This is a genomic window from Thermotoga sp. KOL6 (assembly GCF_002866025.1).
GTDB lineage: Bacteria > Thermotogota > Thermotogae > Thermotogales > Thermotogaceae > Thermotoga.
This window is the reverse complement of record NZ_LNDE01000001.1, coordinates 187,737-213,524: the sequence shown is the minus strand read 5'-3', so window position 1 is coordinate 213,524 and position 25,788 is coordinate 187,737. Positions and strand designations below refer to the sequence as shown.

Here is a 25,788-nt window from a genome sequence, read left to right as displayed (position 1 = left end):
TTCTGTTTGTAATTTTATGGAGATTCATCTTGAAATTCTACTTCCAACACCTTTATTTCTTTTTCAATGCGGGGAAGATCGTTTTTCTTGAATTTTTCGAATTTTTCCTCGATGATCTTTTTTATTTCTTCAAGATTTTTATCTTCGTAGTTTCTTAAGAATAAACAGGAGTAGACAGTAAACCATTGAGAGGTTAGTTTTCTTTTGGCGATCCCGTTAAACAACTGTGGTTTTTCGCATGCTTTGTCGTAGAGTTTTTCTCTGATTTCTCTTGGACCGGGACCGATGATCAAGTTCAATGACAATCTTGCCTTGAAATTCTGGAATTCAAACAACAAAATCCTTCCTGATTTTGTCCATCCTTCACCTTTTTTTGGAATAAAATCTAGATTCTTTGAGATAAACCTTATATAGGACTTGCTCGATGAATCTAGAATCAGATTTTCATCTTTCTCGATCATCTCAGTCAGGATTCTTGATATTTCTAATAGATCATCCAATTTGTATTCAAAGATTAAGTCCAGTGCCTTTTTGTGCTTCTGGTAAATTTTCCTACACAATTCTTGAATTTCAGATTCTCTCACAATATACCTCCTTAACATATCTCTGTAATGCTTTATAAAGATCAATATTTCTGGGCCGATCTTTTCTTCTTTTCTTTCTATGAGATCTTCTATTAGCGAGATTATTTCGTTGTAACTCATAGGAATGTAGTCGCTATCGGATGGAATGTTCCCTTCAATAGTTAAATAAACAAACATTTTTCTATACGATGAATACTCGCTGTTGATAATCCTTTTATATCTTTTGAGTACATTTTGTTTTCTATTACACACACGAACTTTCGTTCATCGTGTTTTATTAATATGTCAATGTTTCGCCACTCTCGTAGTACTTCTGTATCGTCCAAATCCCAGCTGTCTATGTCAAAAACCGAAACTCTCTCCATCCCCAATATAGAAGCTTTTAAGATCAACTTTTTAAGGAAAATTTTTAAAAAATAATCTCTTAGGCCATGATTCTCTTGGGGATTCAGTAACCACGATAGGAAAGCAGAATATCTTATTTCATAATTTACTATATTCAACGCTGCAAAGATATTGAATCTGTCGATGATTTCTTCTAACAATTCTAGTTCGGGATTGTCAGAGATGAATTTTTCTAAAGCTTCTCTTTCTGACTGATTTCGTTTGCTATTCATTTGATCTCCCCACCGTAAATCCTCACACTCATCGTTTTGCTCTCTTGAACTGTGTATTAGTATACAACATAAAAATAGTTGTTCGCCAAACGTTGTGTGTTAGTATTATTAACAGGGAATGCTAGGAAAATCTCTGGAGGTAGAGATGTATGATTCCCGATTACCAAACTATAATGCTACCTTTGTTGGAGTTTGCGAGTGATGGTAAAGAGCACAGTAGAAGAGAGGCAATAGATTATCTTGCGGGGAAATTCGGTTTAACTGAAGAGGAAAGAAAGATAATGTTGCCCAGTGGGCAACAAACTATCTTTGAAAGTAGAGTAGGATGGGCAAAGGTATATTTAACTAAGGCTGGATTGCTTTGCACCACTAGGCGTGGTTATTTCAAAATCACAGAAAGAGGTTTGGAGGTTTTGAAAAATCCTCCTGAGAAGATTGATGTCAAATATTTATTGAGATTTCCAGAATTTATTGAATTTAGAAAAAAGGGAGGAATTTCAAAGGAAGAATCAAATTCAAGCAAAAATACTCCCGAAGAGTTGATTGCCATAGGTTATCAGAGATTGCGTAAAGAGCTGGTGGCACAGTTATTAGATAAAGTAATGTCCTGTTCTCCAAGCTTTTTTGAAAAATTAGTTGTGGATCTTTTGGTCAAGATGGGTTATGGAGGTTCGAGAGAAGAGGCAGGAAAGGCAATTGGAAGGACGGGTGACGAAGGAATCGATGGAATTATAAAAGAAGACAGGCTAGGATTAGACATTATTTATATACAAGCAAAACGTTGGAACAATCCGGTGGGCCGGCCGGAAATCCAGAAATTCGTGGGGGCATTACATGGTCAAAGGGCGAAAAAAGGCGTATTCATAACGACGTCAAGTTTTTCAAAGTCTGCAATCGAGTATGTTTCCAAAATAGATAGCAAAATTATACTCATAGATGGTGAAAAACTGGCCGATTTGATGATCGAATATAACGTGGGGGTTTCCACTGTAGCAACGTATGAAATTAAAAAAATAGACTTGGATTATTTCACGGAAGAATGATATATCGTTGTCGACAATAGTTGATAGTTGACCCCTTTTGGTGTTAGGCAGCATTGTGTTATTTTCCTTTCCTTGCTTTGATGCTGTAGATGGTACCTGCGTATATTACTTTCTCCTCATCAATCTGGTTAAAGGTTTCGAATGCTTCACACAGTAAGGCTTTTCTCAGATTTTCGTTGCTAATTTTTGTGCATTTTTCTTCTATTATCTCGAGGTGTTCTTCGAGCAAATCTTTGTTCCAGGGTGTTTTATCGTACATCAACTCTACACTTTCGATTTTCCAGCCTAAAAGTTCAAGTAAATCAGTAACATATTTGAATGGATACCATACCAATGCAGGCTTACCATCTACGAGGTAGGAGACAGCATTTTCGATCTTAAAAATTTTCTCCACGAGATGGGATCTCTCTGATCGATAGCTCGATAAGGGGTTGTAGTCGTTTATCACCATTATTCCTCCATCTTTTGCTACCCTTGTTAATTCCTTGAATATGAAAAATAAATCCACGGCTGTGACAACATTAATAAGCATGTGAGCGGTAATAAGATCGACTTCCCCTTCTTTCAAGAAGTCCAATTTTCTCAAATCTGCTTTGATGAACTCAACCTTTTCGAGATATCTTTTGGGAAGCCTTTTTTGAGCGTAATCAAGATGTTCCTGATTGTTACTAATTGAATAAACTAACTTTGCTCCTCTTTCGACAAGGTAGCGTGTCATGTTACCTGCACCCGTTCCAGCTTCCAAGCAGATTAAGCCTTCAATAGGTATTTTGTTCATCACACCCATGTTTATCACCTTCGATGTTTATTGTTGTCACTGCAATTATACTGGATGCGGTAGTATTGACAAAAACAATGATCAAAATCAGCTCGTTTATATTGAATTGTTACAAACAGGGACAGATTAGGGGCATTTCTTTAAAGTAGATAACTCAGAAAGATTCTTTTAATGACCTCGAAACGGCCTATAAAAAAAGAAAATGATTTCACTCGTATGAAACTTTGCGAACCTTCAGGGACGAACCGGAAATAGAAATGATAAAGAGCAAGGGGCGCCCTCAAGAAATTCAGCATCTACCTTATCATTCAGGATCCTTTTCAGGTTAAGAAAAATTCTCACGAAACCTCTTCGTTTTGAAAAGCTTTTTAAGCTTCGATACAAACTTATACCAGTGATTCCCCATGCCGACCGTGATAATTGAAGGGCCCAAGGGTAGACGTGGAAATCAAAAGGAATCTCGTGAAGAGGATCACAGAGGTCGTTAGGGAGATCTACAAGGTGCACCACGTAAGCGTGATAATCCATGAGGCAGATTCTGAAAACGTTGGGGTTGACGACGAACTTTTGTCTGATATCATAGCAAAAAGGAGGAAATAATGAATCGGGGGGATTCGAATGAAGATACTCATTGCTTTTTACTCCAGAGACGGACATACGAGAAAAGCAGCTGACATACTCGGGAAGATCCTGAATGCGGACCTCGATGAAGTAGTGGATAATAAGAACCGCAAGGGAATTCTGGGCTTTTTAAGGGCTGGATACGACGCTACAATGGAGAAGACCACCGAGATAACATTCTCAAAGGATCCATCAGAATATGACCTCGTTGTTGTAGGCACTCCTGTGTGGAACGGCCGTTTAACGCCGGCCATAAGAACCTACCTCCTTCAAAATCGGGAAAAGATAAAGAACGCCGTTTTCTTTGTCACGTGTGCTGGGAGGCCGGGAAAGTGCCTGAAGCAGATGAAGGAGATATACGGGAAGGAAGTCCTCATGGAAAGGGTGAAGGTCAGAAAAAGGCTGGAAGGGGAAGCAAGGGTTTTTGCCGAGGAGCTTGAGAGGTTAATCCACACCCTTAAGGGGCCTTAAATGGTTCCACTTTAGCACCTTTTTGCCCACGTATCCACTTGGGTCTGTTTCGGAAAAGTCTATGAGAGAGTACAATTCCTTTATTGTGGGAAACCTCCAATCATCGTATCCCAGGTATCTTTCTTCATTTAACTTTTTCATGGATTCAACGGCTTCATAATAAGTCAGGCATTGATTACCCCATCTCCATTCCAGTTCGGACTTTTTGTCCACATTAGTTCAGTTACCAAATCGGTAACGGTACCGTTCCCATTGTCCACATAACATGGCTGGTTACCTTGATATTGGACATCCTGTCCATAAAAGGGTTTTCCTGGATCCGGGCATGGGATTACCTTGACTGTATCGAAACAAAGGTTCTAGTTGGTATCAACTATATGATATTAAGACCGTTACCCCCCGAGTTACCCTTTGCACTCCCCACCACTAGTAAAAAGGATAGAATCATTAATATCAACACTTTCATTTTTCCACCTCTTTTTTAAAAGCCGCCGATCCGAATTTCAGACAACGTCCAAGTGAGTACCTGAAGTCTCTCCGTTCATAAGCTGTGAACTGATAGCATGGTTATAGAAGTTGCGGAAAGATTTAAGTGAGATGTTGAAGGTACAAAACCAAATACCCGCCTGTTGTTCGAGTGCGATAGCACCGAAACGAAATGGAGAGTTGCGGGCGACATTTAATCATTTTCCATTTTTGGTTTCATTTGAGTTTGTTTTATGTTTATTTTTTCTTTATTCCTTATGGGTTCTAGAATCTCAAATGCCTTTTTAACCAATTTAGCTTTTGCAATCAATTTTTTAATATCCGATATATCTGGAAATTCAATAGCTCCACAAGGGCATAAATTCGCACATGTTTAACATACCACCATACAATTGTATGACCGTGCTACTATTGGTTTATCCTCATCCATATTCCAATCAAAAACTCTCCTACCACAACTTATAAAACATATACCACAGCCTGCACATTTATCATAATTGATTGATGGATACCACCATTCTATTTCTTTTCTGTCTATACCCCACCAGGGAGTGCTGCTCAAATCTTTTACCTCTCGACCTAAAACATCTCTTTCAGTGTTCCTATTTCTTTAATTCATGTCAATTCCTCCTTCTTATATGGATCAATAGAAAGATTTTCGCTTTAAGCTTTGATATTAGACCTTCTTCATACGGAATTTCCTAATATTTTCTCTGTCTTTATTTTATCTACCAATTCCTGATTGTATGGAATCTTGACAATAACCCTGTTATTTCTTCTAGGTTCAATTTTAACAGCAGGGATTTTTCCTTCCCTTGCCATTTAAGGGTAGATTTTCCTAAATTTTTAACTATTTTGCGGTCTCCTCAAGGGTCATTATTTCAGGAAAACCTTTCATCATAGGTTTAACTCCTTTTTAACCTGTCAGAGTTTATCATCGTTTAAGATCACATAATAATATATAGCAAAGAAAAGTAAAAAGTCAAATTTTCAAAAAACTTTTCCTTTTCGGGGCGGGTGCGGTTAGGCTTCATTGAAGACACTTTAAAAGAGTTTGAAACGGCCTAGCCTATAAAAAAAGAAAATGGCTCCGGCGGCAGGACTCGAACCTGCAACCACCTGGTTAACAGCCAGGCGCTCTACCGATTGAGCTACGCCGGAACCTCTAAATCCCCACCTTTCGAATTGTATTTTAGCACAAGGTGTAGAACATGTCAACTACTTTCGCCCCTCGGTCTCTGTCAAGAAAATGGATGATACCTTAGTTTCTTCCATTCCGCGTCCTTTCTCCCATCATTTCGATGAGCCCTTCCCCTCTGCCATTTCGAGGTCTCTCCTTCGTCATTTCGAGTTTTTCCCCTCTCCTGTCATTTCAACAAGCACTCCCTTCTTCTGTCATTTCGACGAACGTTAGCGAGGAGAAATCTTATTCTACCCGCTACCTGCCACACTTCTACGTGACACAAGCTACCAGCCACACGCCAATACCAGATTTCTCACATTCGCTCGAAATGACATAGGTGGGAAAGACTCGAAATGACAGAAAGTTGGAAAGTTCAAGTAGCTTCTTAACTTCCACTCTTGACACTCCTATCCATTTATTTTACACACACTCAAAGTTAGAATCTGTATGTTTGATGTTTAAGCTTCAGGTGCAATAAAATTGGGGAAATGGTGATACAATTTGAGGTGAACCTCGGAAGTTGTACCGGGGTATAAGTTAAAATACCAAGTGAATAAGGGGGCCATATGGGTAGAAGAAGAACTACTCACCGGAATTTAAAACAAAGACCTAAATTGAAGCTATCAAAGAAGAAAAGATGATAGGGGAACAATTTTTAAGTAGGGATTTTTTAGAGTATTTATGAGCATTTATGGACGAGAATGGTAAAAGTACTTTCAAAGGCGAGTTACGGTAATAAAGGATACAAAGACAACATATATATGGAGAGGTTTCGAAGGACGTACAAGTACGAATGTCTGTATTTGAAGGAGATTGCGACACCGAGAGATGTAAGAGAGGTGAGTAAGGACTAGATAGGATATTACAACAAAAAAAGTTACATCAGTCGTTTGGATATTGTATGCCTGATGAGATTTATTATGGAGTTGGTCACAAAATGTTGGAACTTATAAGAAGGATCCTAAAATGACTGGCGACGGCAGGCACTCTCGCAACCTTTCGGGTTGCTGGGGGCTTACGCCCTCACTTAACAAGCGGGTATCTGGTTCGGGTTTTCAGCCCTCACCCAAATCGCCTTCGGCGACTTCACATATCCCCAAACCGTTAAGTGAAATGCCCAAGCCCGCCTTTATGGAGGTAATAAATAATGGTAGATAAAAAGTTCATTCCCGAGTTGCACGATATTGGAAAATTGGTTGATGATCAAGTAAAAGATAGATTACAAAATCAATTTGGAAATTCATGGAGAGGTCATGTATTCATTAACTTTAATTTTCAAAATCTTGGAATTACACAACCAACGTCTCCATCCTGGTGGGGGCAATATCACCATATTTGTTATGATAATCGTGCCAACCAATGGGTAGATTGTGATCGTAGAAAACAAAAACAGGGGGTACACATAAGCATTAATGAAATAGACATTAACAATTGGAATTTGCAAGATACTTTAGGAAACACTCCTTCAGAAGAAGACAAATACAACCTATTTTTGCTCGTACTTGCAGATCATTTGGCATCTTCTGTTTCAAGAGCAACTTTAGAACTTGAAAGAAAACAGGCACCTCAAGATGGAGTCTTAAAGCTATGGAATAAAAATTTCTATCAACGAGAGGAGCAAAAAGGAAAATATTGGGCTGCGTTTAAAACAACAGATGATTTGAGGACTCTTTTTGATGAAATTGAAAATTGTCAATCTGGAGAGGCATTTTTAAACAAATACAAAGAAAACCTTTTGCTTACTCCTGAAGACAAATCAATTCCAAGAAATGTTACATCACTTTATACACATGTTGAACTTGTGGGTAAAATTTTTAGAGTATTAAAGAAAAATACAAGATTAGTAAAGGAAGCAGACGGTTCTATTTCTATTGAGTATTCCGGCGATAAGGTAAAGAAAATAAAGGAGGCTGAGGGTGGTAAGAGAACCACTGGAAACATAGATGTTGATAAAGGTAAATGGCAGGCAAGGATAGTAAAATGCTGGATAAAGTTTCCACACTCATTTGTGAGATTACAGGATATAAACTTGCTCAGAAAAAGAGAAGAATTAATAAATTCTGTTTCAAACAAATATAAGGATGAGGTTATATTTTCAACTTCAGATTTTATCACTTTGTTTCTTCCATTAAATCAAGACTTAAATAATATTCTCAAACCACTTCTGGACTGGGGTTTTTACATAGAAGTAGAGGAAACTTTTACTGATTTAGGAATATTGAGCTCAATATTGGATAAAAAAACCCTGCAAGCAAGAAAATGTGTTGAAGAACATGAAGAATGGGAGGAATGTAAGAAAAAGCCAAAAGAAGATTTTGAGAAGCGACTTAATGTTCTAAACAATAGAAGCACCAAAGTGTACAAAAAATATCTTATGCCCGAACTTCCAGATGAAATACATCCACCTATTTGCGATATATGCCAGCAGAGGAGAGGAGTAGAACGAATAAAAGAAACCATAAGGGAGTGGATCTGCGATAAATGTCAGGAAATAAGAGACCTAGGTGAACCATTTAGAAAGTATACAACTGTGTGGGAGGAAGAGAATGTCAAAGTTTGCTGGTTTAAGTTTTCTCTGGATCAAAATAAATTAGAAAAATGGCTGCAAAAGGCGTTTGGAGAGTATGTTGACAGTTACAATTTCAGGCAAGGAAATGTTTTAAAAGATGAATTTAGACCCCTTGCGTTACAGGTAGATTTCAATAAAGACTATAAAGAAATGCTGAAAAAGTTCTGGGAAAATTTTGATGGAATAGAAGATGTTAAAAAACCAATTGCTGAATATGACGAGCTGGGTGTATTTAAATATTCTCCGGAATTAACAAAAAGGGTTATTGAGAATTTCCTTAATCTCTTTGAGCAGTATTTCCCAGATTGTGCCAGTGATGAGAAATCCCTTATAAGTTTGTCCCTGAGCATCGCTAATATTAAGTATCCAATAAGAGAGCATTGGAGGTTTTTTGAAGAAGGTAATAAGAATTTCTTGAATATTAGATATCATAAAGTATTTGTTGAAAAGTATGCAAAAGAGCAATTAAGGATTATCATGGATAAAGTTATCAATACAGAGACTTCAAGTTCGTTTTTACATAAACTAGCTCAATTAGAGGAAAAGATTGGATCTGAGATTCATATGTCTGTTGAGATATTTAATAATAGGAAGAAATACCCTGAAATTTATGAATTATTTTCAAAAGGAATAAAGCCATCAAAATTCTTGAGTCTTTATAAGCTTCTAAGGGGTGAGAAGAAATGAATGGCATTAAATTGTTTGAATTACATCTGGAAATTGATTCTGTTATCATTGGTGAAAGATTCAAAGGTGGCGTATTTAGACCTTGTCAGACTACAATTCCTTCCTCTACTATTGAGGGAGCATTAAAACACTATTTTGGTATTAAAGTTCCTGCTGTTGGATTTTTTGAAGAAGACACTTATGAATTTGATGAATTTACATACTCTGTTAGGGATAAGTTTCTTAATATATCAAAAGTTCCTATAACCACATGTTATTTGAGATCAAAAGATGTGAATGGAAAAATTAAGGCAAAAGTGTATATTCCTTATGATAAAGTTGCAGGTTTTAAGAACGAGCTAAACAATGCTGAATTTCAGATGGGTGCTTTAAAGAGTAAAGGATTTGGGAAAACGAAAATTGTTCAAATAGAGAAAATAGAATCAAAGGTAAAACAAGGAATTTTAAAAGTTAAAGTATTTGAAGAGGAGGCTGGAGAGTTTGAAATTACTCCGATTTCTCCAATTTATGGTTATCTGTTCAAACCTGATGAGTTTTCTATTGGGGGTGTTTACAAAAGAGCTTTATTCCCCGGCAGTTTAGTAAAAGCTCCTGAGATTTTATTAGAGGAGGTGACATACTATGATGAGTAAGATGGATGAAGTATTTAAAAAAGTGTTGAATGATAGAGAAATATTTGATAGTCCATATGATAGGGATACAAGGGAACCTATTCCAAAACTCTTTGAAGGAAGGAGCTGGGAAGAACTGGAGAGATTATTTAATGAAGGTAGGAAGGATGAATTTATAGAGAAAATTAACAGCAGAATTAGGGAAATAGAGAATCAAGAAGGAAGATCTAATAGATGGCGTCACGATAGAATTAAGGAGCTAAAGCAACGAGCAAAATGGTTAAAATCAGCATTTGAAAGTAAACCACATCTTTTAAAACAATTATTTGAAAAGCTGGAGTGGTATGGCGTGGTAGAGTGTAAATTGCCTAATATGGATCAGTATGGAAGAGTTATTGAGAGATATGATATTTCTGTCGTTGAACATTATTTTGTTGATAAAATAAAAAGAACCTCTTATCCACGAAATAAAGCATTGGAGAAAGTCCTCGAATATGTTAAAGAACTTTATACAGCAGGAATTTCCTCAGAAGAAATAGCATATTTCGTAAGGAAAATTGATTCATTAACAAAATATTGGGAGGTGATAGAATGAGTGAGATAATGAAAATAGAAGTTGGTGGAGAAGAAAAGGAATTTAAAATGAAAAGAGAAGGAAAAATGAGAGTCTTGGAGCTTCCAGTAAAAATAGAGGTTGCTGAAGATAGCTTTTTACATATTGGTGCAGCGCCATCTCCATTGACTGAGAAAAAGGGTGCTGTTTTTAAAGTGGATAGAACTCCTGTAATACCGGCAACAAGCTTTAAAGGAGCATTGAGACATCAGTTAGAGTTGCTATTTATTGAAAAAATTGATGAATTTGCACAGCTATTTAATATACCTGATAATAAAAAAAATCTACTAAAGCCCTGTATTCCATCTCCGAGACCGACAAAGGCTGAGGAAGAGTTAATTAACTTGGGGAAATATAGAAAAAAGGCAAAATTGGGAAACAAAGAAATTGCAGGGTGCCAAATTGGTGTTGATAATGATAAAATATGGATTCCTAAAATAAATGATCAAAATGTTGGAATCTGTCCTGTATGTTATTTTATGGGATCTGCTGGTCTAATGGGATTCTTGAGATTTAGCAATTTCTATCCTGAAAGTGAGGGTAGTGTAATAGACCAGACAAATATAAGAATTGATAGAAAAACAGAGACTGCAGCCCCTGGTGCAAAAGTTGAGGGTGAACAAGTAAAACCGGGAACAGTATTTAAGGGCAATATAAGCATTGTAATCTCCGAACCGGTATTGGAAATGCAGGGAATACAGTTTGGTGATGCAAGAAAGATTGATGGTGTGATAATTGATAAATGGTTGGAAAGTTGGAGAGAAACTGATAAGAAAAAAAGAGCGAAAATTCTAATTGAAGAAGTACTAATTCCAGCAATAAATAATATAAGAGAATTAGGTGGACAAAAAAGTAGAGGAGCTGGTAAAGTAGATGTTGGAGTCAATATATAATATCGGCAGACTTGGGCACTCTGCGGTGCTTCGCACCTTGCCCCTATCGGGGTCACTTAACAGCGGGTATGCGGTTCGACGTCACTCACCCAAACTATTACGGGTTTCGCATACCCCCAGAACGTTAGGCGACATTGCTCAGAGCGGAATAATTCGGTATTCAAACTTACAGGAGGGATATGAATTATGAAATTTCCGGATCCAAATATTGGTTATGTATTTGGATATAAAAGCACGATAACAGATGATGGTATTTTGATTACATTTCTCCGCGGTATTGTAAAAATTTTACAAATTTAAGAATATTGAGTCTATCAGCAGAGAAATATATCGTGGCGGAAGAATATCTTGGGATGTTATCAGATGGGGGAAATGTCCTCCAAGAACCGAAGCATTAAAAGTCGTTCTAAAAAAGGGTATGTTCAGAAATCATCTTGTAGTATTTGATGATTTAGATGGTGCAATACGCGAATTAAGAAATAGAGGAGTAGATGTAAAATGAGTACCCGCTCTTCGCAACGCTTCGTCGCTTCGCTCCTCGCCCTCACTCCGTTCTGGTCATATAACAGGCGGATATGTGACTCGCTTACGCTCGCCCAAATTTCGCCGACGAGCATACCATTGAATTGAATACAGGGTTACTTGTTAAATTCTTGGGAGTTCAAAGATCTCTTAGTAACTATCTCAGGTCGATATGATTCCACCGCGTACAAAATGATGGCTATGGCAACGGCGGCAGGACTCGAACCTGCAACCACCTGGTTAACAGCCAGGCGCTCTACCGATTGAGCTACGCCGGAACCTCCAGGGATAATTGTACTATATGATTCGAGGGATTTCAAGGGGGTGGTTTAAACTCCTACGATCAATTTTCTTACAGCTTTTGGAAGATGCCGAGAGATTTTCAAAAGAATATCCATCATCATCACAGAAAATGTTACCATGAGTATCACCCAGAGAAATCTTGGAAGATCAATGAAAGTGTCTAAAAACACGTACACCATCCATTGGAACGGCATGTGTATCATAAAGAGTAAGAAAGAATATCTTCCTACTTTCCTCAAAACGCGAAAATTCATCTTCTGTGCAATCCAGTAAAAGATGCCCACACTGTAGATTCCAAGAGCGATTCCAAGTAAAGAAAATTGATCGATTCCAACAAGAGAATGAAATTTTCGATACGCGTTCCAATATTCCAAAGAACCAACTATAAGAAATACCGCGTAAAAAAACAGAACTCTCTTTTTCAAAGAGGGGCGCTCTCCCTTATAAGCGTCTCTGTATCCAAGCAAATAGGGAAAAGACCAATGGACAGGGCTAAGATAGGTAATAAAAGCTCCTTCAATGGGAGGTAAGAGTTTGTCTTTGGTTAAAAACCAAAAACTCACAAAAGCCGAATTTAAAAGGGCTCCAATCAATGAGAGCGGGAAAATTTTCACAGGATTGTTTATTAAGATCGAAAGAATGACCAAGACGAGGAAGACAAAGACAAAGTAGTACTGCCAGGATCCTGTGAAAGAAAAAAGAGTGATCAGGTACTTTTTCAAAAGAGAGTCATTTATATTGAAAACTCTTTGTGTGGTCCAAACTTCGGAGTATCTACCACCGAGCGTTGTGTACAGCAAAAAAGAAAGAGACGCCCAAAACGAATAAAAAAGAAAAAACATGAGCGCTTTTTTCAAAATTTTCAGAGGATTCTTTTTCACTTTTCCTTGAGAGTAACCAAAGAGATATACGAAAACAAAAACGCAAGGTCCCATGAATCGTAAAACAGGGAGAAAAGGAGTTAGATCTTCATAGACGCTCATTATGGCGTGTGCAGATACAACAAAAAGAATCAAAAGGCCTTTCAGTGATTCCACATTTCTCACCTCTGATAAAATAAATATCGAAAGGAGTGAAACAGTGAAAAACAAACATTTTGCGCTTTTGTATTTGATTATGTTTTTGGTGTTGGCAAAGCTCTCCCCATTCATTATAACCGCTTTGATCATGGGTCTGTACCTATCCATAATCGTTGATTATGTGGCTAAATTCTTTGGCGTTTTCATGAAGAAGCCATCTTCACTCCCAAGAATTGTCGCAAACGTCCTTGTGTTCCTGATGATTGCGTACTCCGCCGTTAATTTCTTCCCTGTCGTCGTTAAAGAAGCGCAGAAGGTCTTTTCAGAGATAGATAAGATCAGAACAGGACTTGGTAATTTGGAAATACCTGATTGGATAACTTCTCTCCTCAGTAATCTCAGTGCTTCCTTTTCCGAAGGTGCTCTTTCCCTTGTGAACAAAATCATCGGCTACGTGCCATCTTTCATAACATCTGCTGTGGTTATAGTCATCACAACTTTTATCGTGTCATCTATCAAGAGGCTCATCAATGAAAACGTGTTCTATCTCTTTCCGAAAGATCCTGAAGACGGGAAACGATTTATGGTAGAAACTTACAAAGAGTTCGAGAGATTCGTAGGGGGACAAGTGCTTGTCGCGATATTTGTAGGCGTTTTTGTGGGACTTGGAGCGTTTTTGTTCAAAATCCCCAGCGCCTTCTTTTTAGGAATGCTCGCTTTTGTAACAGATTTCGTTCCTTATCTTGGTGTTATAATCTCAGCCATACCACTTTTAATGCTGGCGTTCTCTGTACACGGCTTGAACGGTCTTTTGATAGGGACTATAATTCTTGTGGCTGCTAATCAGTTGGAGATGTGGGTACTCGCACCGAAGATACAGAGTAACGCTCTTAATATCCATTGGTTCATCATACTGATCACCATACTCGTTCTTGGGGATCTTTTCAGTTTTGGTGGTGTTCTCATAGCACTTCCTTTTCTGATATTCCTAAAGAATTACTGGAAACACTATGTGATGGAGGGATAAAACGATGCCCACTTACACTTTCAAATGCAAAAACTGTGGAGAAGTCTACACGATATTCACATTTTACAGCAAAATTGGAGAGGCAAAATGCCCTAAATGTAATTCCAAAGAAAAAGAAAGGGTGTACAAAAAAGTTCCTTTCACCGTTCAAGGAGGCACAAGTTCTTCTTCGTGTGGCGGAAACTGTGGGGGATGTTCTGGTTGTAGTTAATCCTCCTTCCCTTCAACGACTTTTCTGATTCTTTTTTCCAACTCCTCTTCATAGTCTATTTGTATTTTCTCGTATACATCGTTCATGAGAGGAGAAGAGATGAGAAAATCTGCCGTGGATCTTGTTATAGCAACAGGAATGTTGTACACAGTCGCTATCCTGATAAGAGCTTTTACATCCACATCGTGAGCTTGTGGTTCCAGAGGATCCCAGAAAAAGATGAGAACATCTATTTTTCCCTCGGCTATCATCGCTCCTATTTGTTGGTCTCCACCGAGGGGCCCGCTTTTTAATCGGTGGACCCTCAAACCGAGCTTTTCTTGGAGAAGGGCGCCCGTTGTACCGGTGGCGTACAGCTCATGTTGTGACAAAGTTCCTAGATTGAAACTCACCCACTCCAAAAGGTCTCTTTTCCTTCTGTCATGTGCGATGAGAGCTATCCTCTTCTTTTTTTCCATGAATATCTTGTATCTCCTTGGCCTGTCGGACATATCTTCTTTCCCCCTTCTTTTTGAATTTATTCGTGTACATCCTTTCATCGGCTGTTTTTAGGAGCTCCTCAATATTTTCACCGTCGTCAGGAAACATACTTATTCCGTAGCTGAAATCTATTTTGAATTCTTTTCCATTCACTTTGAGAGGTTTTTCTAGTATTTCTTGTAATCGGTTCATCAGTTTTTCCGCACCATTATAGTCAGTCTCAGGAAGAACCAGTCCAAATTCATCGCCACCAAGCCTTCCAGCGATATCAGATTTCCTCATCTGCAAAGAAAGAATTTTTGCAAATTCCTTCAAAACCTGGTCTCCTATAAGATGTCCCATTGTGTCGTTCACTTTCTTGAAGTTGTCGAGGTCTATGAACACAAAGGAGAGTTTCCTCCCATATCTTTTCGACAGATTTATCAGATAAGCCAGTCTGCTTTCGAACGCTTTCCTGTTGTAAAGCTGTGTCAATGGATCGTGCTCAGCGAGCCAGAGAATTCTCTCTTCACCTTTCAACTTCCAATAAATCAACTCAAGCTGATTTTTGAAAATTTCCGCAATTTCAATGATCTCTTTAGAAATCGCTTTGTATTTGATTAAAAACAAAGCGAAGATATCACTTTCGTATTCAAGGGGTATGTTCAAAATACCATGGGAGAAGTGGATTTCTTTTGGAACATCCGATATGATAGAGTCAAACACCCCTTTGTAGGCGATCTTCAGAGTAAGGATACCGTCTTCTTTTTCATAAAATGCCATGCTTTCTGCCTCGAAAACTTCGCTGATCAAAGGAAAGTATTCTTTTATCACTAGATTGCTCCAGCCAAGTGAAAGGAGATTCCCAGAAATTTTCAAGAGAAGATCGTAGAATTTCCTGTCTCTCTCGAGATTTCTCAGATTACTAGTCTCTTCAGTGATATCTATACCAGCCAATAATAACTGTCCTTTAAGGGGTATGAAAAACCATTTTACAATTCTTTCACCTTTTTTGGTGCTGATATTTCCCTCGTAAACAACCTTTTCTCTGAATGCTTTTTCGAGGATCTCCTGTGGAAAACTCTCGGGGAATTTTTCGAACCAATTGGCTCCTACGTCTATTCCCAGAAACGATCGGGCCGTCTCGTTTATTGACGCTACTGTGCCGTCATAATTCAAGATGATACCTAGAATGGGGAGAGAGTTGAAGTAAGCAAGAAATTTTTTTCGTTCTTCTTTCAGTTGTTCTTCCGCTTTTTTTCTTTCAATAATCGGTCTTGCGATTTCTTGTATCAAAATCAATTGCTTTCCTTCGTACAAAGGAATTATCTTGCTTTCACACAAAAGCATCTCTCCATCTTTGCTTAAAAAAATCTTCTCCGGTATGAAAAACGCATCTTTTAATTGAAAAAGATTAATAGTTCTCGCTGAAGAATCTTCACTGTTTTGGCATGCTATTTCTTCGATATTTTTTCCGATCAATTCCTCTTTTTTATATTTGAGAAACCTTTCTGTAATGGGGTTCACCTCAACGATTTTTCCTTCTGGAGTGTAGAAGAAGACCATGTCGTTGTTCTCTTGAAAAAGCCCTTTGAACATGATGAGAAGCTTTTTTGCTTTCAAAAGTATTTTGAACATCTCCACGAATATAAACACTGAACCAGCCGTGTAGAGAAGTATCTTCAACATATCGATCCAATTCGGAAAGAGATAAAAAATTTCTAAAAAGTGCTCCCAAGCTCCTAAAAAGAGAAGGAAAGAACCCCAGAAAGCTACGTTCATATCGATCTTCGCAAACAAGATGTTCAAAAGGAAGGCCGCAAAAAGAAATATCGATCTGGAAAGTATCTCTCCCCACCGAACATCCAGATTGACTTGTAAAGGTGTGCCACTCAACAAGTTGTACAGAAAAATGAGTATGATGCCCAGAAAGAGAATTATCCAACGAGCAAGTTTCATCTCGCTTTTGACAACTCCTTGTGAACTTTTTTGAGGAGATTTGGAATGTCAAGTTTTTGTGGACATTTGCTGAGACATTCGCCACACTCAACACAGAAAGAAGCGGCAGATTTCTGACTCTCAAACCATCTGTAAGTTCCTCTACCACCTTCCCAATCTTCGAACATGATGGTCTCGTTGTACAATCTGAAGTTTCCAGGGATATCTACTCCGTTCGGACACGGCATACAATATCCGCACTCTGTACAATTTATAACTGCGAAGGATTCGAGTGTTCTTTTTGCCTCCTCGATCAACATCAGATCTTCTTCGGAAAGATTGTTGGGAACTATTTTACTCATTATTTCAATGTTTTCTTTCACCTGTTCTAGTGTACTCATTCCGCTGAGTATCACAGAAACCTCTGGATGGTGACCGATCCATCTGAAACTCCATTCCACAGCAGACCAGTTTTTGCCATTTCGATTGAGAATATCCAATACCCTTTTGGGAAGTCTTGCAAGCTTTCCACCTTTGAGAGGCTCCATGATCACAACCGCCAATCCTTTGGAACCAGCGTATTTCAACCCTCTCAACCCAGCTTGATAATTGACATCCATATAGTTGAGTTGAATTTGACAGAAATTCCAATCATAACCGTCCACGATCTCTTTGAAAACAGGATACTTGTCGTGGAAAGAAAAGCCTGCAAACTTAATCTTTCCTTGAGCTTTCGCTTTCTCATAGAACTCAAAAAATCTTAAGGCTTTTATTTTCTCCCATCTTTCCTTGTTGAGGGCATGCATGAGATACATGTCAACGTGATCGGTCTGGAGTTTTTCGAGCTGCTCGTCAAGATAACGGTAAAAATCCTCATGCTTTTCCACTTGCCATACAGGAGATTTGGTGGCAAGAAAAACCTTCTCACGATACCCATCTTTCAATGCCTTTCCCACGACTTTTTCACTGTTTCCACCATGATAGGGATAGGCGGTATCAACGTAGTTTACACCATGATCGATCGCATAGCGAATCATCTCAATAGCCTTTTCTTCATCGATTAGAGAATGATCCTCCCCCACGATAGGAAGTCTCATCGCTCCAAACCCAAGAAGGGACGTTTTTACACCAGTTCTTCCGAAATCCCTATACTGCATATTTACACCTCCTCACGCATTAATTTTAACACTTCAAGATGATAAAATCTAACATATGGGAGGGGATCGGTTTGAGATTGAGGAAACTTTTTTTAAAAGGCTTCAAATCTTTCGGAAGGCCTTCTTCCCTTACTTTTTCAGATCGAATCACCGCCATAGTTGGCCCGAACGGAAGTGGGAAATCCAACATCATAGATGCCATAAAATGGGTTTTCGGTGAGCAATCGAAGAAGGAACTGCGGGCAAGCGAAAAATTCGATATGATATTTTCCGGTTCTGAAAATCTTCCTCCTTCAGGGTCTGCCTACGTGGAGCTCGTTTTCGAAGACGGAGATGAAGGGATAACGGTTGCGCGTGAATTGAAAAGAACCGGTGAAAACACTTACTATCTGAATGGTGTTCCTGTTAGACTCAAGGATATCAGGGATCGATTTGCAGGAACAGGACTTGGAGTCGATTTTTATTCGATAGTCGGCCAAGGCCAAATAGATAAAATCGTCAACGCTTCTCCTGAAGAACTTCGACTCCTCCTAGAAGAAGCGGCGGGTATCTCTATCTACAGAGAGAAGAAGAAGGAAACAGAGGTAAACTTGGAAAGAACGAAGCTCAATCTTGACAGAGTGAAGGATGTTCTCTTCGAAAGGGAACGTCAGATGAAATCCCTCTATCTTAAGGCAAAGAGAGCTGAAAGATACAAGGAATATTCTTCTCAACTTGAGAGACTTCGAAGAATCTACTACGGCAATGTGTTGAAAAGAGAGAAGAGAAAACTCGAATTTTACCAGGAAGAGGAGAGAAAAACCAACGAAAAGATAAGAGGTATTCAGAAAGAATTGATCGAACTTGAAACGAGATGGAGTTCTCTGAAAAACGAGTTCGGAGAAATGGATCAAGAGATAGATCGATACACAAAGCTCTTGGAAGATTACAAGAAGAGGCAGAATGATCTTATGGAGATGAAGAATCTCTATAGTTCCAAATTGGCGAACGGTGAGAATAAATATGTAGAAGTTTCCACGCGATTCGAAGAGTTAGAAAGGAGAAGGGAAGAGTACGGAAAACGTCTCGAAGAGATGGAATACATTTTCAAAGGTGTAATGGGTGAATACGAACAAAAAGCAAGTGAACTTAGCAAGCTAGAGAAAGAAAAAGAAATTCTCTTGTCGAGGTTCAGTGAAAAGGAAAAGGAGTTTTTGAAAATCAGAGAAGAAATCTCTAGCATCGAAAAACAAATTCTCAAATTGGAAAACGAGCTTTTGAGAATAGGAGAAGCACTTGAGGACTTGAAAAAGAGAAAGAGAATGGCAGAGAACCAGATCAGCGCAAGAACGAGGGAGTTAGAAGAAAAAAAAGGAGAGTTCAAAGAGATATCAAAGCGCATAGAAGAATTCGATGAAGAGGAAAGAAAACTCACTGAGGAGCTGAATGTGACTCGCGAGAGAATAGAGGAGATTGGAAGAAAGATAGAAACTTTGTCCCACGAAATCGAGAGTCTGGAAAAGCGCTCCAGAGAGCTTCAGTTTGAGAAAGAGATGATCGAAAGAGATATAAGGGAGTACAGAGGATTTTCTAGAGCGGTTAGAACGGTTTTCGAACAAAGGGAGAATTTTCCAGGTTTGATCGACGTTGTGACTAATCTTTTGGAAGTGGAGGAAAAGTATTCGATGGCGATCAGTGTCTTGCTCGGCGGGATGTCCCAAAACATTGTCGTGAAGGATGTAGAAACTGCAAAATCGATCGTGGAGTTTCTGAAGCAAAATGAGGCAGGAAGGGTTACCATTCTTCCGCTCGATTTGATAGATGGAAGCTTCCGAAAGGTACCGGGTTTGGAAAAAGAAAGGGGATTCGTCGGTTATGCAGTTGATTTGGTTAAGCTCCCACCAAACCTTGAAGTGGTTGCCGGTTTTCTGTTCGGGAATTCCATCGTAGTTGAAACCTTGGATGACGCGATAAGAGTGAAAAGAAAGTATAACCTCAGTTCTAGAATAGCGACCTTGGACGGGGAACTTGTTAGCGGCAGAGGAGCGATCACAGGAGGAAGAGAAGAGAGAACCAACAACGTCTTTGAGAGACGTATAAGGTTGAAACACATAGAAGGAGAGATAGAAAACATAGAAAGAACCGTACTCGAGAAAAGAGAAGAGCTCGCTTCTTTAAAAACGGAGCAAGAAGACCTGAAGAAGCAAGAGACGATAGTTCAGAGAGAACTTTTCGAACTTTCCAAAAGATCGTCTTCAACGAAAACAATTCTTTCCGAAATATTGAGAAGCATAAACCAAATACAAGAGGAAATACAGAACTTGGAAAAACTGCTCGCAGAGTACAGAGCGAAGGAAAATGGTTTCAATGCACGAAGAGAAAGGATATTCGAAGACATAGATCGACTCAAAGAGCAAAAAGGTATTCTACAAAAGTCTCTGTCCGAGTATTCTGAAGAGCTGGAGAAAGAGAGAAAAGCCCTGGACGAGCTCAATGAAAAGATATTCACCCTTCGAGTGGAAGTTGGGAGTTTACTTGAAACAAAAGAACGTTACGAAAAAGAAATGCAAGATGTGAGAAAAGCGATCGAGAGATTTGGCGAAGAAATGGATCTTCTGAGAAATCAACTGGTTGATCTCGAAGAGGAAATAGAAAAGTACAGAAGGTTTATAAGAGAACACGAAAGAGAAATAGAGCATCTTAAGAAAGAAATGGACGATATTTTCGAAACAATGAAACTTCACAGGGTTGGAAAAGAGGAAAAAATGAGAGAATTACAGGACGTAGAAAATAGGATGAACGAACTCAAAGATGAAAAAGAAAAGCTGCGAAACCATCTTCATCAGATAGAGCTTGCTATGCAAGAGAGCAGACTCAAGATATCCAATGTTCTCGGTGAGTTCAACGGTTCAGAAAAGGAAGTGGAAGATCTTCCCGATGACAAACTTGAAGAGATATATAAGAGCATGGGGGATTTGGAAAACAAGATAAAGTACCTCGGCCCTGTGGATCTCACCGCCATTGATGAATACGAAAAACTAAGAGGAGAATACGAAGAGATTCTCAAACAAAAAGAAGACCTCGAAGAAGCAAAAAGGAAACTCGAGGATATCATAGAGAAAACAGATCGAGAAGCGGAAAGTCTACTTTTTGACGTGTATCAAAGAGTAAACGAGAGTTTCAATCGTTTGATTTCACTTCTTTTCTTCGGGGGAGAAGGAAGAATTAGCATCATCTCGGAATCCAAAAGCATACTCGAAGCGGGATTCGAAATATCCATAAGGAAGCCGGGTAGAAGAGATCAAAAATTGAGTTTATTGTCTGGCGGAGAAAAGGCACTCGTTGGAATTGCCCTTCTTTTCGCCCTCATGGAAATTAAACCGAGTCCTTTCTATGTACTCGATGAGGTTGATGCTCCTCTCGATGATTACAACGCAGAGAGATTCAAAAGATTGCTCAAAGAGAATTCGAAACAAACGCAATTTGTGGTGATCACCCACAATAAAATTGTGATGGAGGCGGCTGATCTTCTACATGGAGTGACAATGGTAAACGGTGTATCTGCTATCGTACCCGTGGAAATAGAAAAAATTTTGGAGGTGTAACGGTGAAATTTTATGAAGAGAGGATAGATAGTAAAAGAGTTTTCGAAGGGAAAATGATAAGTGTGAGAGTCGATCGTGTAAGACTTCCGAATGGGAAAGAATCTATCCGAGAAGTGGTTGATCATCCCGGAGCGGTGGTGATTGTACCCGTGCTGGGAGATAAACTTCTTTTTGTGGAACAGTACAGGTATCCGATTGAACGGACACTCTTGGAACTTCCAGCGGGAAAACTGGATTCGGGAGAATCACCAGAAATTTGTGCAAGAAGAGAGTTGGAAGAGGAGACGGGATATCGAGCAAAAAAGTTCTCTTATCTTGGGAAGATATTCACAACTCCTGGATTTACCACTGAAGTTATACACATATTCGTGGCAGAAGATCTAGAGAAGACGGTTCAAAACACAGATCCAGATGAATTCATCGAAGTGAAGATGGTACCAATTGAAGAAGTACTCGCTATGTTGAAAAATTTGGAAATCGAGGACTCGAAGACTGTTTGTGCTTTGACACGCTTTTTCTTTTCGAAGGGAGTGATAAGATGAAGATCAGGGTGAACGGTGAGGAACTGACAGTTGACAATGTGAAAACTTTCGGTGATCTTCTTGGAAAAGTGAGAGAAAATAAAGAAAATTGGGTTGTCAAGAAAATCGTCATAAACGGTGAAGAATGTTCTCTTTCTAGATTGGAAGAGTTGAAACAGATGGAACTTACAGAAGACATGATGATAGAATTGGAGCTCTCTTCCTTGAAAGACTTTCTTCTTGAGACGATAAAGGAGGTGCTCAGGTACATAAAAAGAGTTGAGCCCCTTTTGAAAGGAGTAGCGGACGTTGTTGTTGCAGGAACTGCCGAGGGTTACAGAAGTATAAACGATCTTGCAGAGGGACTCAACGCGATGGAGAATGTTAGAATGAACACAATAAAAATCACGGGAATAAACTCAAAAGAACTAGGGTTAAAAGTGGAAGAAGAAAAGGTGGTTCACATCCTCACAGATTTTGTAAACGCACTCCAAAATAAGGATCTGGTGAAAATAGCCGATTTGATAGACGGTGATTTGAGGGATGTTTTCGCTTACTATGAGGAATTTTTTAAGAAAATTCAGACCCTTCTTGAAAATAATCCATCATGAGAGGTGAAATGATGAAAGAAAATCCCTATCTTGAAAACATGATCATGACAGCCAGTCCAGCAAAACTCGTTCAGATGCTGTACGAAAAGGCTATAGAAGTTTTGAAAGAGGCAAAAAAGTTCTTGAAAGAGAAAAAATTCGTGGAATTCAGTGAGAGAGTCGCAAAAGCTCAAGATATAATAACTGAACTCAACCTTTCTTTGAACATGGAAAAAGGAGGAACAATTGCTCAAAATTTGAGAGCGCTCTACAACTACATGTTCCAGAGACTGGTGGAAGGGAACGTAAAAAAAGATATCGAGAAAATCGAAGAGGTTGAAGGAATGCTATCGGAGCTTTTGGAAGTATGGAAAGAAGCGATGAAGAAGGCAGGGAATGTGACTACTACCCCAAATAAGAAAAAAGAAGGGGGACTGAATCTAATGGGGTGAGCATAAAGAAAGCCAGTGATGTATCTGTTATCGATCTCGTCAGCTTGGTGAACGAAATCTTCAAAGATTATGCTGTTCCAGTGAATTGGGATGTGTACAATTTCAGTTTGGATGTGAAAGAGAACTCTATATCGTTGGAAGATTCTTTCGTCTTTTTCGAAGGCGATACACCAGTGGGTTTCATTTTGGTTTGTGTAAGGAAAGATCGTGGAAGGATAGATTCCATGGGAGTGGTGAAGCCAAAGAGAGGAACAGGACTAGCAGACATGATATTGAAACACGCTTTGGAACATCTTGTGTGGAAAGGCGTGAAAAGTGTTGTTCTCGAGGTAGTTTCGACCGATCAAAGAGCCATACGATTCTATGAGAAAAATGGCTTCAAACAGAGAAGAGAACTTTACAGCTATGCCCTTGACAAAAATATAGAGGGAACGGGTAGTGTGAGATTTTTCGAAACGGATGAAAAAAGAATTCACATGTATTCTCTGAAGGCAAGGACGGATTTCGGGAGGAGTCCCAACTGGCAGAGAGAGTGTACAACATTGCTTCTTGCTGATGGACGATACAAAATGGAGAGGGCCAGTTGGAAGAATGGAGAAGGTTACCTCGTGTGGGGTGAAACTCCTCAAAGTGCTTTCATAGTTGATGCTTTTGCTCTTCGGGGTGATATGGACGAATTTGTTAGAGAGTGTGTTGATCATATACAAAGAAAAAGTAGAAAGACAATTGTAACGTGTGCTGCCGTTCCAGAGGATGACCCCTTATCTCACTCTTTAGAAAAAAACGGTTTTCAAAAGGTACTTACACAATACGAAATGGAGCTGAGGCTTGTTTGAAGAAAGCGATCCTTTTCGACTTGGATGGTACCATCCTCGATTTCAAAAAGAGCGAAGAAATCGCACTAAAAAAAGTTTTTTTGAAAAGAAAAGTCCTCCTCGATGAGGAGAAAGTTTTTTTGTACACTAGAATAAACAGGAAATTTTGGAATATGCTAGCAGAAGGTAAAATGTCCAAAGAGAAAGTGGTGGTTGCGAGATTCAAAGAATTTTTGAAAGAGCTAAACGTTCCGTTCGATCCGAGAGAAATCGCAATTGATTATTTGGAAGCTCTTTCGGAAGAGGCCTATTTTTTGCCGGGAGCCGAAGAGTTTCTTGAGGAGATGAAAGAAAAAGGTTACAGAATGGCCGCTGTTACGAACGGTATTAGGTTCGTCCAGGAAAACAGAAGTAGAAAGTTAAATCTCGATAGGTTCTTCGAGTTCGTTCTAACCTCAGAGGAAGCCGGTTTCGAAAAACCAGATCCGAGGATCTTCTGGTTAGCTCTCGAAAGAATGAATCTGAAAAAGTGCGAGATCGTCTATGTGGGAGATGATCTGAAAAGTGATTTAGAAGGTGCGAGAAATGCAGGGATTGATTTCATTCTTTTTTCACCTGAGATAAACATTATTGTCGAAAACTGCCATGTGGCTAGAAATTTTGAAGAGCTGAAAGATATTATAGAAACTCTTAGATAGAAAGAAACCCCGCCACTCTGGCGGGGTAAATCAGACTTTCAGAATTTCTTTTATATCCTTCTCCGGTTCCGAAATCATCTTTATTCCGTACTCTGTGGTGAGAACCCTTAAAATATCCTCGTTCACCCAAGCTGGAAGCACGGGGCCAATGTAGATGTTTTTCAATCCTAGTGAGAGAAGTGTCCACAAGATAGCAACTGCTTTTTGCTCCATCCAAGTTAAAACGAGGGTAAGAGGAAGTTCTGTAACTGATACATTGAAGGTTTTTGCCAAAGCCTCGGCGATTTCGATGGCAACGATCGTGTCGTTACATTGTCCCACATCGATGAGTCTTGGAATACCTTCTATTTCTCCAAGATCCAAGTCGTTTATCCTGAATTTTCCACAGGCGAGTGTAATAACAACAGTTTCTTTGGGTAATTTCTGTACAAATTCTCTGTAGTATTCATTTCTCTTGAATGGTACATCGCATCCACCTACAACTAAAAAGTGTTTTATTTTGCCTGCTTCGACAAGTTCCTTTATCTTATCTGCTAGTGAAACCACAACCGAGGTGGAGAACCCTGTTTTGAGTTTGTAGACACCAGGTTTTTCCTCAAGATCGGGCAAACTTTTAGCCTTTTCTATAACTTCAGTGTAATCGTATCCGTCGATGTGCTTCACTCCAGGGAGTCTGGCGATACTCGTTGTGAACATTCTGTCTTTGTAAGATTCGGACGGTATCAAAACACAGTTGGATGTTCCAAGTATAGCAACAGGATACTCAGCAAAGAGTTTCCTTTGGTCGTACCAAGCTTTCCCTAAATTTCCAACAAGATTCCTGTACTTTCTGAGACCAGGATAACCGTGGGCTGGTAACATCTCGGAATGTGTGTAGACGTAAACATTTGTTCCTTCAACCTGTTTCAAAAGCTCTTCCAGAGCTTTTAAATTATGACCAGTGACGATGATTCCCTTTCCTTTTTTCGTTCCCGTTTCCACTTCGACAGGCGTAGGTTCTCCATAAGTTTCGATGTGCGCTTTCTTCAGAAGTTTCATCGCTTTCAGATTCATTCTTCCAGCCTCGAGTGCGTACTCTACAAAGTCTTGGGCATCGAAGTTCACGTTGGTCAATGTGCTGTAAAGAGCTTCATCAAGGAATCCTGCTATTTCTGTATCATCGTAACCAAGTTCTCTTGCATGGTAGTAGTAAGCGGCAATTCCTTTTATGGCGAATATCAAGTTATCTTGTAGTCTGGCAAGTGTGGGGCTTTTCCCGCACACACCGTACTCCGTACAACCAACACCCTTGGCGGCTTGAGAACACTGGTAACAGAACATTTGCATGCTTTGTACC

General features: G+C 39.1%; 24 protein-coding genes and 1 tRNA gene. 15 read left to right on the top strand and 10 right to left on the bottom strand.

The window, feature by feature from the left end:
• Window positions 1-14: 14 nt before the first annotated feature.
• Both AS005_RS01085 and AS005_RS01080 read right to left on the bottom strand, forming a co-directional pair.
• Complete coding sequence (locus tag AS005_RS01085) at window positions 15-761, bottom strand: hypothetical protein (RefSeq protein ID WP_145998119.1); 747 nt, start codon at window positions 759-761, stop codon at window positions 15-17.
• Entirely contained in the window at window positions 746-1,201 is a 456-nt protein-coding gene (locus tag AS005_RS01080; protein ID WP_101509849.1) for a PD-(D/E)XK nuclease family protein, read from the bottom strand. Before AS005_RS01080 ends, AS005_RS01085 begins: the two co-directional genes overlap by 16 nt.
• Before the next feature lie 149 nt (window positions 1,202-1,350).
• On the opposite strand from AS005_RS01080, the gene AS005_RS01075 reads away from it, so the two are divergent.
• A complete protein-coding gene (locus AS005_RS01075; RefSeq protein WP_101509848.1) occupies window positions 1,351-2,244 on the top strand; it encodes a restriction endonuclease in 894 nt (297 codons plus the stop codon).
• A 58-nt stretch (window positions 2,245-2,302) separates the two neighbouring features.
• Here AS005_RS01075 and AS005_RS01070 read toward each other — a convergent pair whose 3' ends face one another.
• Complete coding sequence (locus AS005_RS01070) at window positions 2,303-3,031, bottom strand: class I SAM-dependent methyltransferase (protein WP_101509847.1); 729 nt, start codon at window positions 3,029-3,031, stop codon at window positions 2,303-2,305.
• A gap of 432 nt (window positions 3,032-3,463) precedes the next feature.
• On the opposite strand from AS005_RS01070, the gene AS005_RS01065 reads away from it, so the two are divergent.
• Window positions 3,464-3,622 carry a tautomerase family protein gene (locus tag AS005_RS01065; protein WP_199203792.1) on the top strand — a complete coding sequence of 53 codons (159 nt, stop codon included), beginning with the start codon at window positions 3,464-3,466 and terminating at the stop codon, window positions 3,620-3,622.
• Between the two features lie 18 nt (window positions 3,623-3,640).
• Window positions 3,641-4,114 (top strand): flavodoxin domain-containing protein, encoded by a 474-nt coding sequence (locus AS005_RS01060; protein WP_101509846.1) that lies wholly within the window; start codon window positions 3,641-3,643, stop codon window positions 4,112-4,114.
• On the opposite strand, the gene AS005_RS08875 is transcribed toward AS005_RS01060, so the two are convergent.
• Window positions 4,088-4,327: a DUF1566 domain-containing protein gene (locus AS005_RS08875; RefSeq protein ID WP_101509845.1), complete on the bottom strand. Its 240-nt coding sequence runs from the start codon at window positions 4,325-4,327 to the stop codon at window positions 4,088-4,090. The two genes, AS005_RS01060 and AS005_RS08875, sit on opposite strands and share 27 nt — an antisense overlap.
• 1,358 nt (window positions 4,328-5,685) lie before the next feature.
• Window positions 5,686-5,761 (bottom strand) — tRNA-Asn (locus AS005_RS01045).
• A gap of 1,169 nt (window positions 5,762-6,930) precedes the next feature.
• Here AS005_RS01045 and AS005_RS01040 point away from each other — a divergent pair.
• From AS005_RS01040 to AS005_RS01025, 4 genes are read left to right on the top strand one after another with little or no spacing between them, the layout of a single operon-like run.
• On the top strand, window positions 6,931-9,039 hold the full coding sequence (locus tag AS005_RS01040) for a hypothetical protein (RefSeq protein WP_101509844.1): 2,109 nt from the start codon (window positions 6,931-6,933) through the stop codon (window positions 9,037-9,039).
• Window positions 9,036-9,671, top strand: coding sequence for a hypothetical protein (locus AS005_RS01035; protein ID WP_101509843.1), 636 nt, complete (start codon window positions 9,036-9,038; stop codon window positions 9,669-9,671). Before AS005_RS01040 ends, AS005_RS01035 begins: the two co-directional genes overlap by 4 nt.
• A complete protein-coding gene (locus AS005_RS01030; RefSeq protein WP_101509842.1) occupies window positions 9,661-10,245 on the top strand; it encodes a hypothetical protein in 585 nt (194 codons plus the stop codon). Before AS005_RS01035 ends, AS005_RS01030 begins: the two co-directional genes overlap by 11 nt.
• Complete coding sequence (locus AS005_RS01025; protein WP_101509841.1) at window positions 10,242-11,156, top strand: RAMP superfamily CRISPR-associated protein; 915 nt, start codon at window positions 10,242-10,244, stop codon at window positions 11,154-11,156. Before AS005_RS01030 ends, AS005_RS01025 begins: the two co-directional genes overlap by 4 nt.
• Window positions 11,157-12,007: 851 nt before the next feature.
• Here the strand turns inward: AS005_RS01025 and AS005_RS01015 are convergent.
• Window positions 12,008-13,018: an acyltransferase family protein gene (locus tag AS005_RS01015; protein ID WP_101510410.1), complete on the bottom strand. Its 1,011-nt coding sequence runs from the start codon at window positions 13,016-13,018 to the stop codon at window positions 12,008-12,010.
• Between the two features lie 43 nt (window positions 13,019-13,061).
• Here AS005_RS01015 and AS005_RS01010 point away from each other — a divergent pair, with 43 nt between their 5' ends.
• Both AS005_RS01010 and AS005_RS01005 read left to right on the top strand, forming a co-directional pair.
• The gene (locus AS005_RS01010; protein WP_199203791.1) at window positions 13,062-14,027 is read left to right on the top strand and encodes an AI-2E family transporter; all 966 of its coding nucleotides are present in this window, start codon (window positions 13,062-13,064) and stop codon (window positions 14,025-14,027) included.
• Between the two features lie 4 nt (window positions 14,028-14,031).
• The gene (locus AS005_RS01005; protein ID WP_101509839.1) at window positions 14,032-14,238 is read left to right on the top strand and encodes a zinc ribbon domain-containing protein; all 207 of its coding nucleotides are present in this window, start codon (window positions 14,032-14,034) and stop codon (window positions 14,236-14,238) included.
• On the opposite strand, the gene AS005_RS01000 is transcribed toward AS005_RS01005, so the two are convergent.
• The 3 genes from AS005_RS01000 to AS005_RS00990 are packed head-to-tail and all read right to left on the bottom strand — an operon-like array spanning window position 14,235 to window position 17,792.
• Complete coding sequence (locus AS005_RS01000; protein ID WP_101509838.1) at window positions 14,235-14,729, bottom strand: methylglyoxal synthase; 495 nt, start codon at window positions 14,727-14,729, stop codon at window positions 14,235-14,237. The two genes, AS005_RS01005 and AS005_RS01000, sit on opposite strands and share 4 nt — an antisense overlap.
• Window positions 14,659-16,656: a diguanylate cyclase gene (locus AS005_RS00995; RefSeq protein ID WP_101509837.1), complete on the bottom strand. Its 1,998-nt coding sequence runs from the start codon at window positions 16,654-16,656 to the stop codon at window positions 14,659-14,661. The genes AS005_RS01000 and AS005_RS00995 overlap by 71 nt, the downstream gene beginning before the upstream one ends.
• Window positions 16,653-17,792: an aldo/keto reductase gene (locus tag AS005_RS00990; protein WP_101509836.1), complete on the bottom strand. Its 1,140-nt coding sequence runs from the start codon at window positions 17,790-17,792 to the stop codon at window positions 16,653-16,655. The genes AS005_RS00995 and AS005_RS00990 overlap by 4 nt, the downstream gene beginning before the upstream one ends.
• A 71-nt stretch (window positions 17,793-17,863) precedes the next feature.
• Here AS005_RS00990 and smc point away from each other — a divergent pair, with 71 nt between their 5' ends.
• Genes smc through AS005_RS00960 form a run of 6 tightly spaced genes read left to right on the top strand, consistent with a single transcriptional unit; the run spans window position 17,864 to window position 24,452 of the window.
• On the top strand, window positions 17,864-21,376 hold the full coding sequence (smc, locus tag AS005_RS00985; RefSeq protein ID WP_101509835.1) for a chromosome segregation protein SMC: 3,513 nt from the start codon (window positions 17,864-17,866) through the stop codon (window positions 21,374-21,376).
• Between the two features lie 2 nt (window positions 21,377-21,378).
• Window positions 21,379-21,918 carry an NUDIX hydrolase gene (locus tag AS005_RS00980; RefSeq protein ID WP_101509834.1) on the top strand — a complete coding sequence of 180 codons (540 nt, stop codon included), beginning with the start codon at window positions 21,379-21,381 and terminating at the stop codon, window positions 21,916-21,918.
• Window positions 21,915-22,508: a hypothetical protein gene (locus AS005_RS00975; RefSeq protein ID WP_101509833.1), complete on the top strand. Its 594-nt coding sequence runs from the start codon at window positions 21,915-21,917 to the stop codon at window positions 22,506-22,508. The genes AS005_RS00980 and AS005_RS00975 overlap by 4 nt, the downstream gene beginning before the upstream one ends.
• Before the next feature lie 11 nt (window positions 22,509-22,519).
• Window positions 22,520-22,939 carry a flagellar export chaperone FliS gene (gene fliS / locus AS005_RS00970; RefSeq protein WP_101509832.1) on the top strand — a complete coding sequence of 140 codons (420 nt, stop codon included), beginning with the start codon at window positions 22,520-22,522 and terminating at the stop codon, window positions 22,937-22,939.
• The gene (locus AS005_RS00965; protein WP_101509831.1) at window positions 22,936-23,775 is read left to right on the top strand and encodes an N-acetyltransferase; all 840 of its coding nucleotides are present in this window, start codon (window positions 22,936-22,938) and stop codon (window positions 23,773-23,775) included. Before fliS ends, AS005_RS00965 begins: the two co-directional genes overlap by 4 nt.
• Window positions 23,772-24,452, top strand: coding sequence for a YjjG family noncanonical pyrimidine nucleotidase (locus AS005_RS00960; RefSeq protein WP_101509830.1), 681 nt, complete (start codon window positions 23,772-23,774; stop codon window positions 24,450-24,452). The genes AS005_RS00965 and AS005_RS00960 overlap by 4 nt, the downstream gene beginning before the upstream one ends.
• A gap of 30 nt (window positions 24,453-24,482) precedes the next feature.
• Here the strand turns inward: AS005_RS00960 and hcp are convergent, their stop codons facing one another.
• Window positions 24,483-25,778: a hydroxylamine reductase gene (gene hcp, locus AS005_RS00955; protein ID WP_199203790.1), complete on the bottom strand. Its 1,296-nt coding sequence runs from the start codon at window positions 25,776-25,778 to the stop codon at window positions 24,483-24,485.
• Between the last annotated feature and the right edge of the window lie 10 nt (window positions 25,779-25,788).

Excerpts from the sequence above, each read along its gene's own strand:
- AS005_RS01085 (WP_145998119.1), bottom strand. The coding sequence starts at position 761 with ATGTTTGTTTATTTAACTATTGAAGGGAACATTCCATCCGATAGCGAC.
- AS005_RS01080 (WP_101509849.1), bottom strand. The coding sequence starts at position 1,201 with ATGAATAGCAAACGAAATCAGTCAGAAAGAGAAGCTTTAGAAAAATTC.
- AS005_RS01075 (WP_101509848.1), top strand. The coding sequence starts at position 1,351 with ATGATTCCCGATTACCAAACTATAATGCTACCTTTGTTGGAGTTTGCG.
- AS005_RS01070 (WP_101509847.1), bottom strand. The coding sequence starts at position 3,031 with ATGGGTGTGATGAACAAAATACCTATTGAAGGCTTAATCTGCTTGGAA.
- AS005_RS01060 (WP_101509846.1), top strand. The coding sequence starts at position 3,641 with ATGAAGATACTCATTGCTTTTTACTCCAGAGACGGACATACGAGAAAA.
- AS005_RS01040 (WP_101509844.1), top strand. The coding sequence starts at position 6,931 with ATGGTAGATAAAAAGTTCATTCCCGAGTTGCACGATATTGGAAAATTG.
- AS005_RS01035 (WP_101509843.1), top strand. The coding sequence starts at position 9,036 with ATGAATGGCATTAAATTGTTTGAATTACATCTGGAAATTGATTCTGTT.
- AS005_RS01030 (WP_101509842.1), top strand. The coding sequence starts at position 9,661 with ATGATGAGTAAGATGGATGAAGTATTTAAAAAAGTGTTGAATGATAGA.
- AS005_RS01025 (WP_101509841.1), top strand. The coding sequence starts at position 10,242 with ATGAGTGAGATAATGAAAATAGAAGTTGGTGGAGAAGAAAAGGAATTT.
- AS005_RS01005 (WP_101509839.1), top strand. The coding sequence starts at position 14,032 with ATGCCCACTTACACTTTCAAATGCAAAAACTGTGGAGAAGTCTACACG.
- AS005_RS01000 (WP_101509838.1), bottom strand. The coding sequence starts at position 14,729 with ATGTCCGACAGGCCAAGGAGATACAAGATATTCATGGAAAAAAAGAAG.
- AS005_RS00995 (WP_101509837.1), bottom strand. The coding sequence starts at position 16,656 with ATGAAACTTGCTCGTTGGATAATTCTCTTTCTGGGCATCATACTCATT.
- AS005_RS00990 (WP_101509836.1), bottom strand. The coding sequence starts at position 17,792 with ATGCAGTATAGGGATTTCGGAAGAACTGGTGTAAAAACGTCCCTTCTT.
- AS005_RS00975 (WP_101509833.1), top strand. The coding sequence starts at position 21,915 with ATGAAGATCAGGGTGAACGGTGAGGAACTGACAGTTGACAATGTGAAA.
- fliS (WP_101509832.1), top strand. The coding sequence starts at position 22,520 with ATGAAAGAAAATCCCTATCTTGAAAACATGATCATGACAGCCAGTCCA.
- hcp (WP_199203790.1), bottom strand. The coding sequence starts at position 25,778 with ATGCAAATGTTCTGTTACCAGTGTTCTCAAGCCGCCAAGGGTGTTGGT.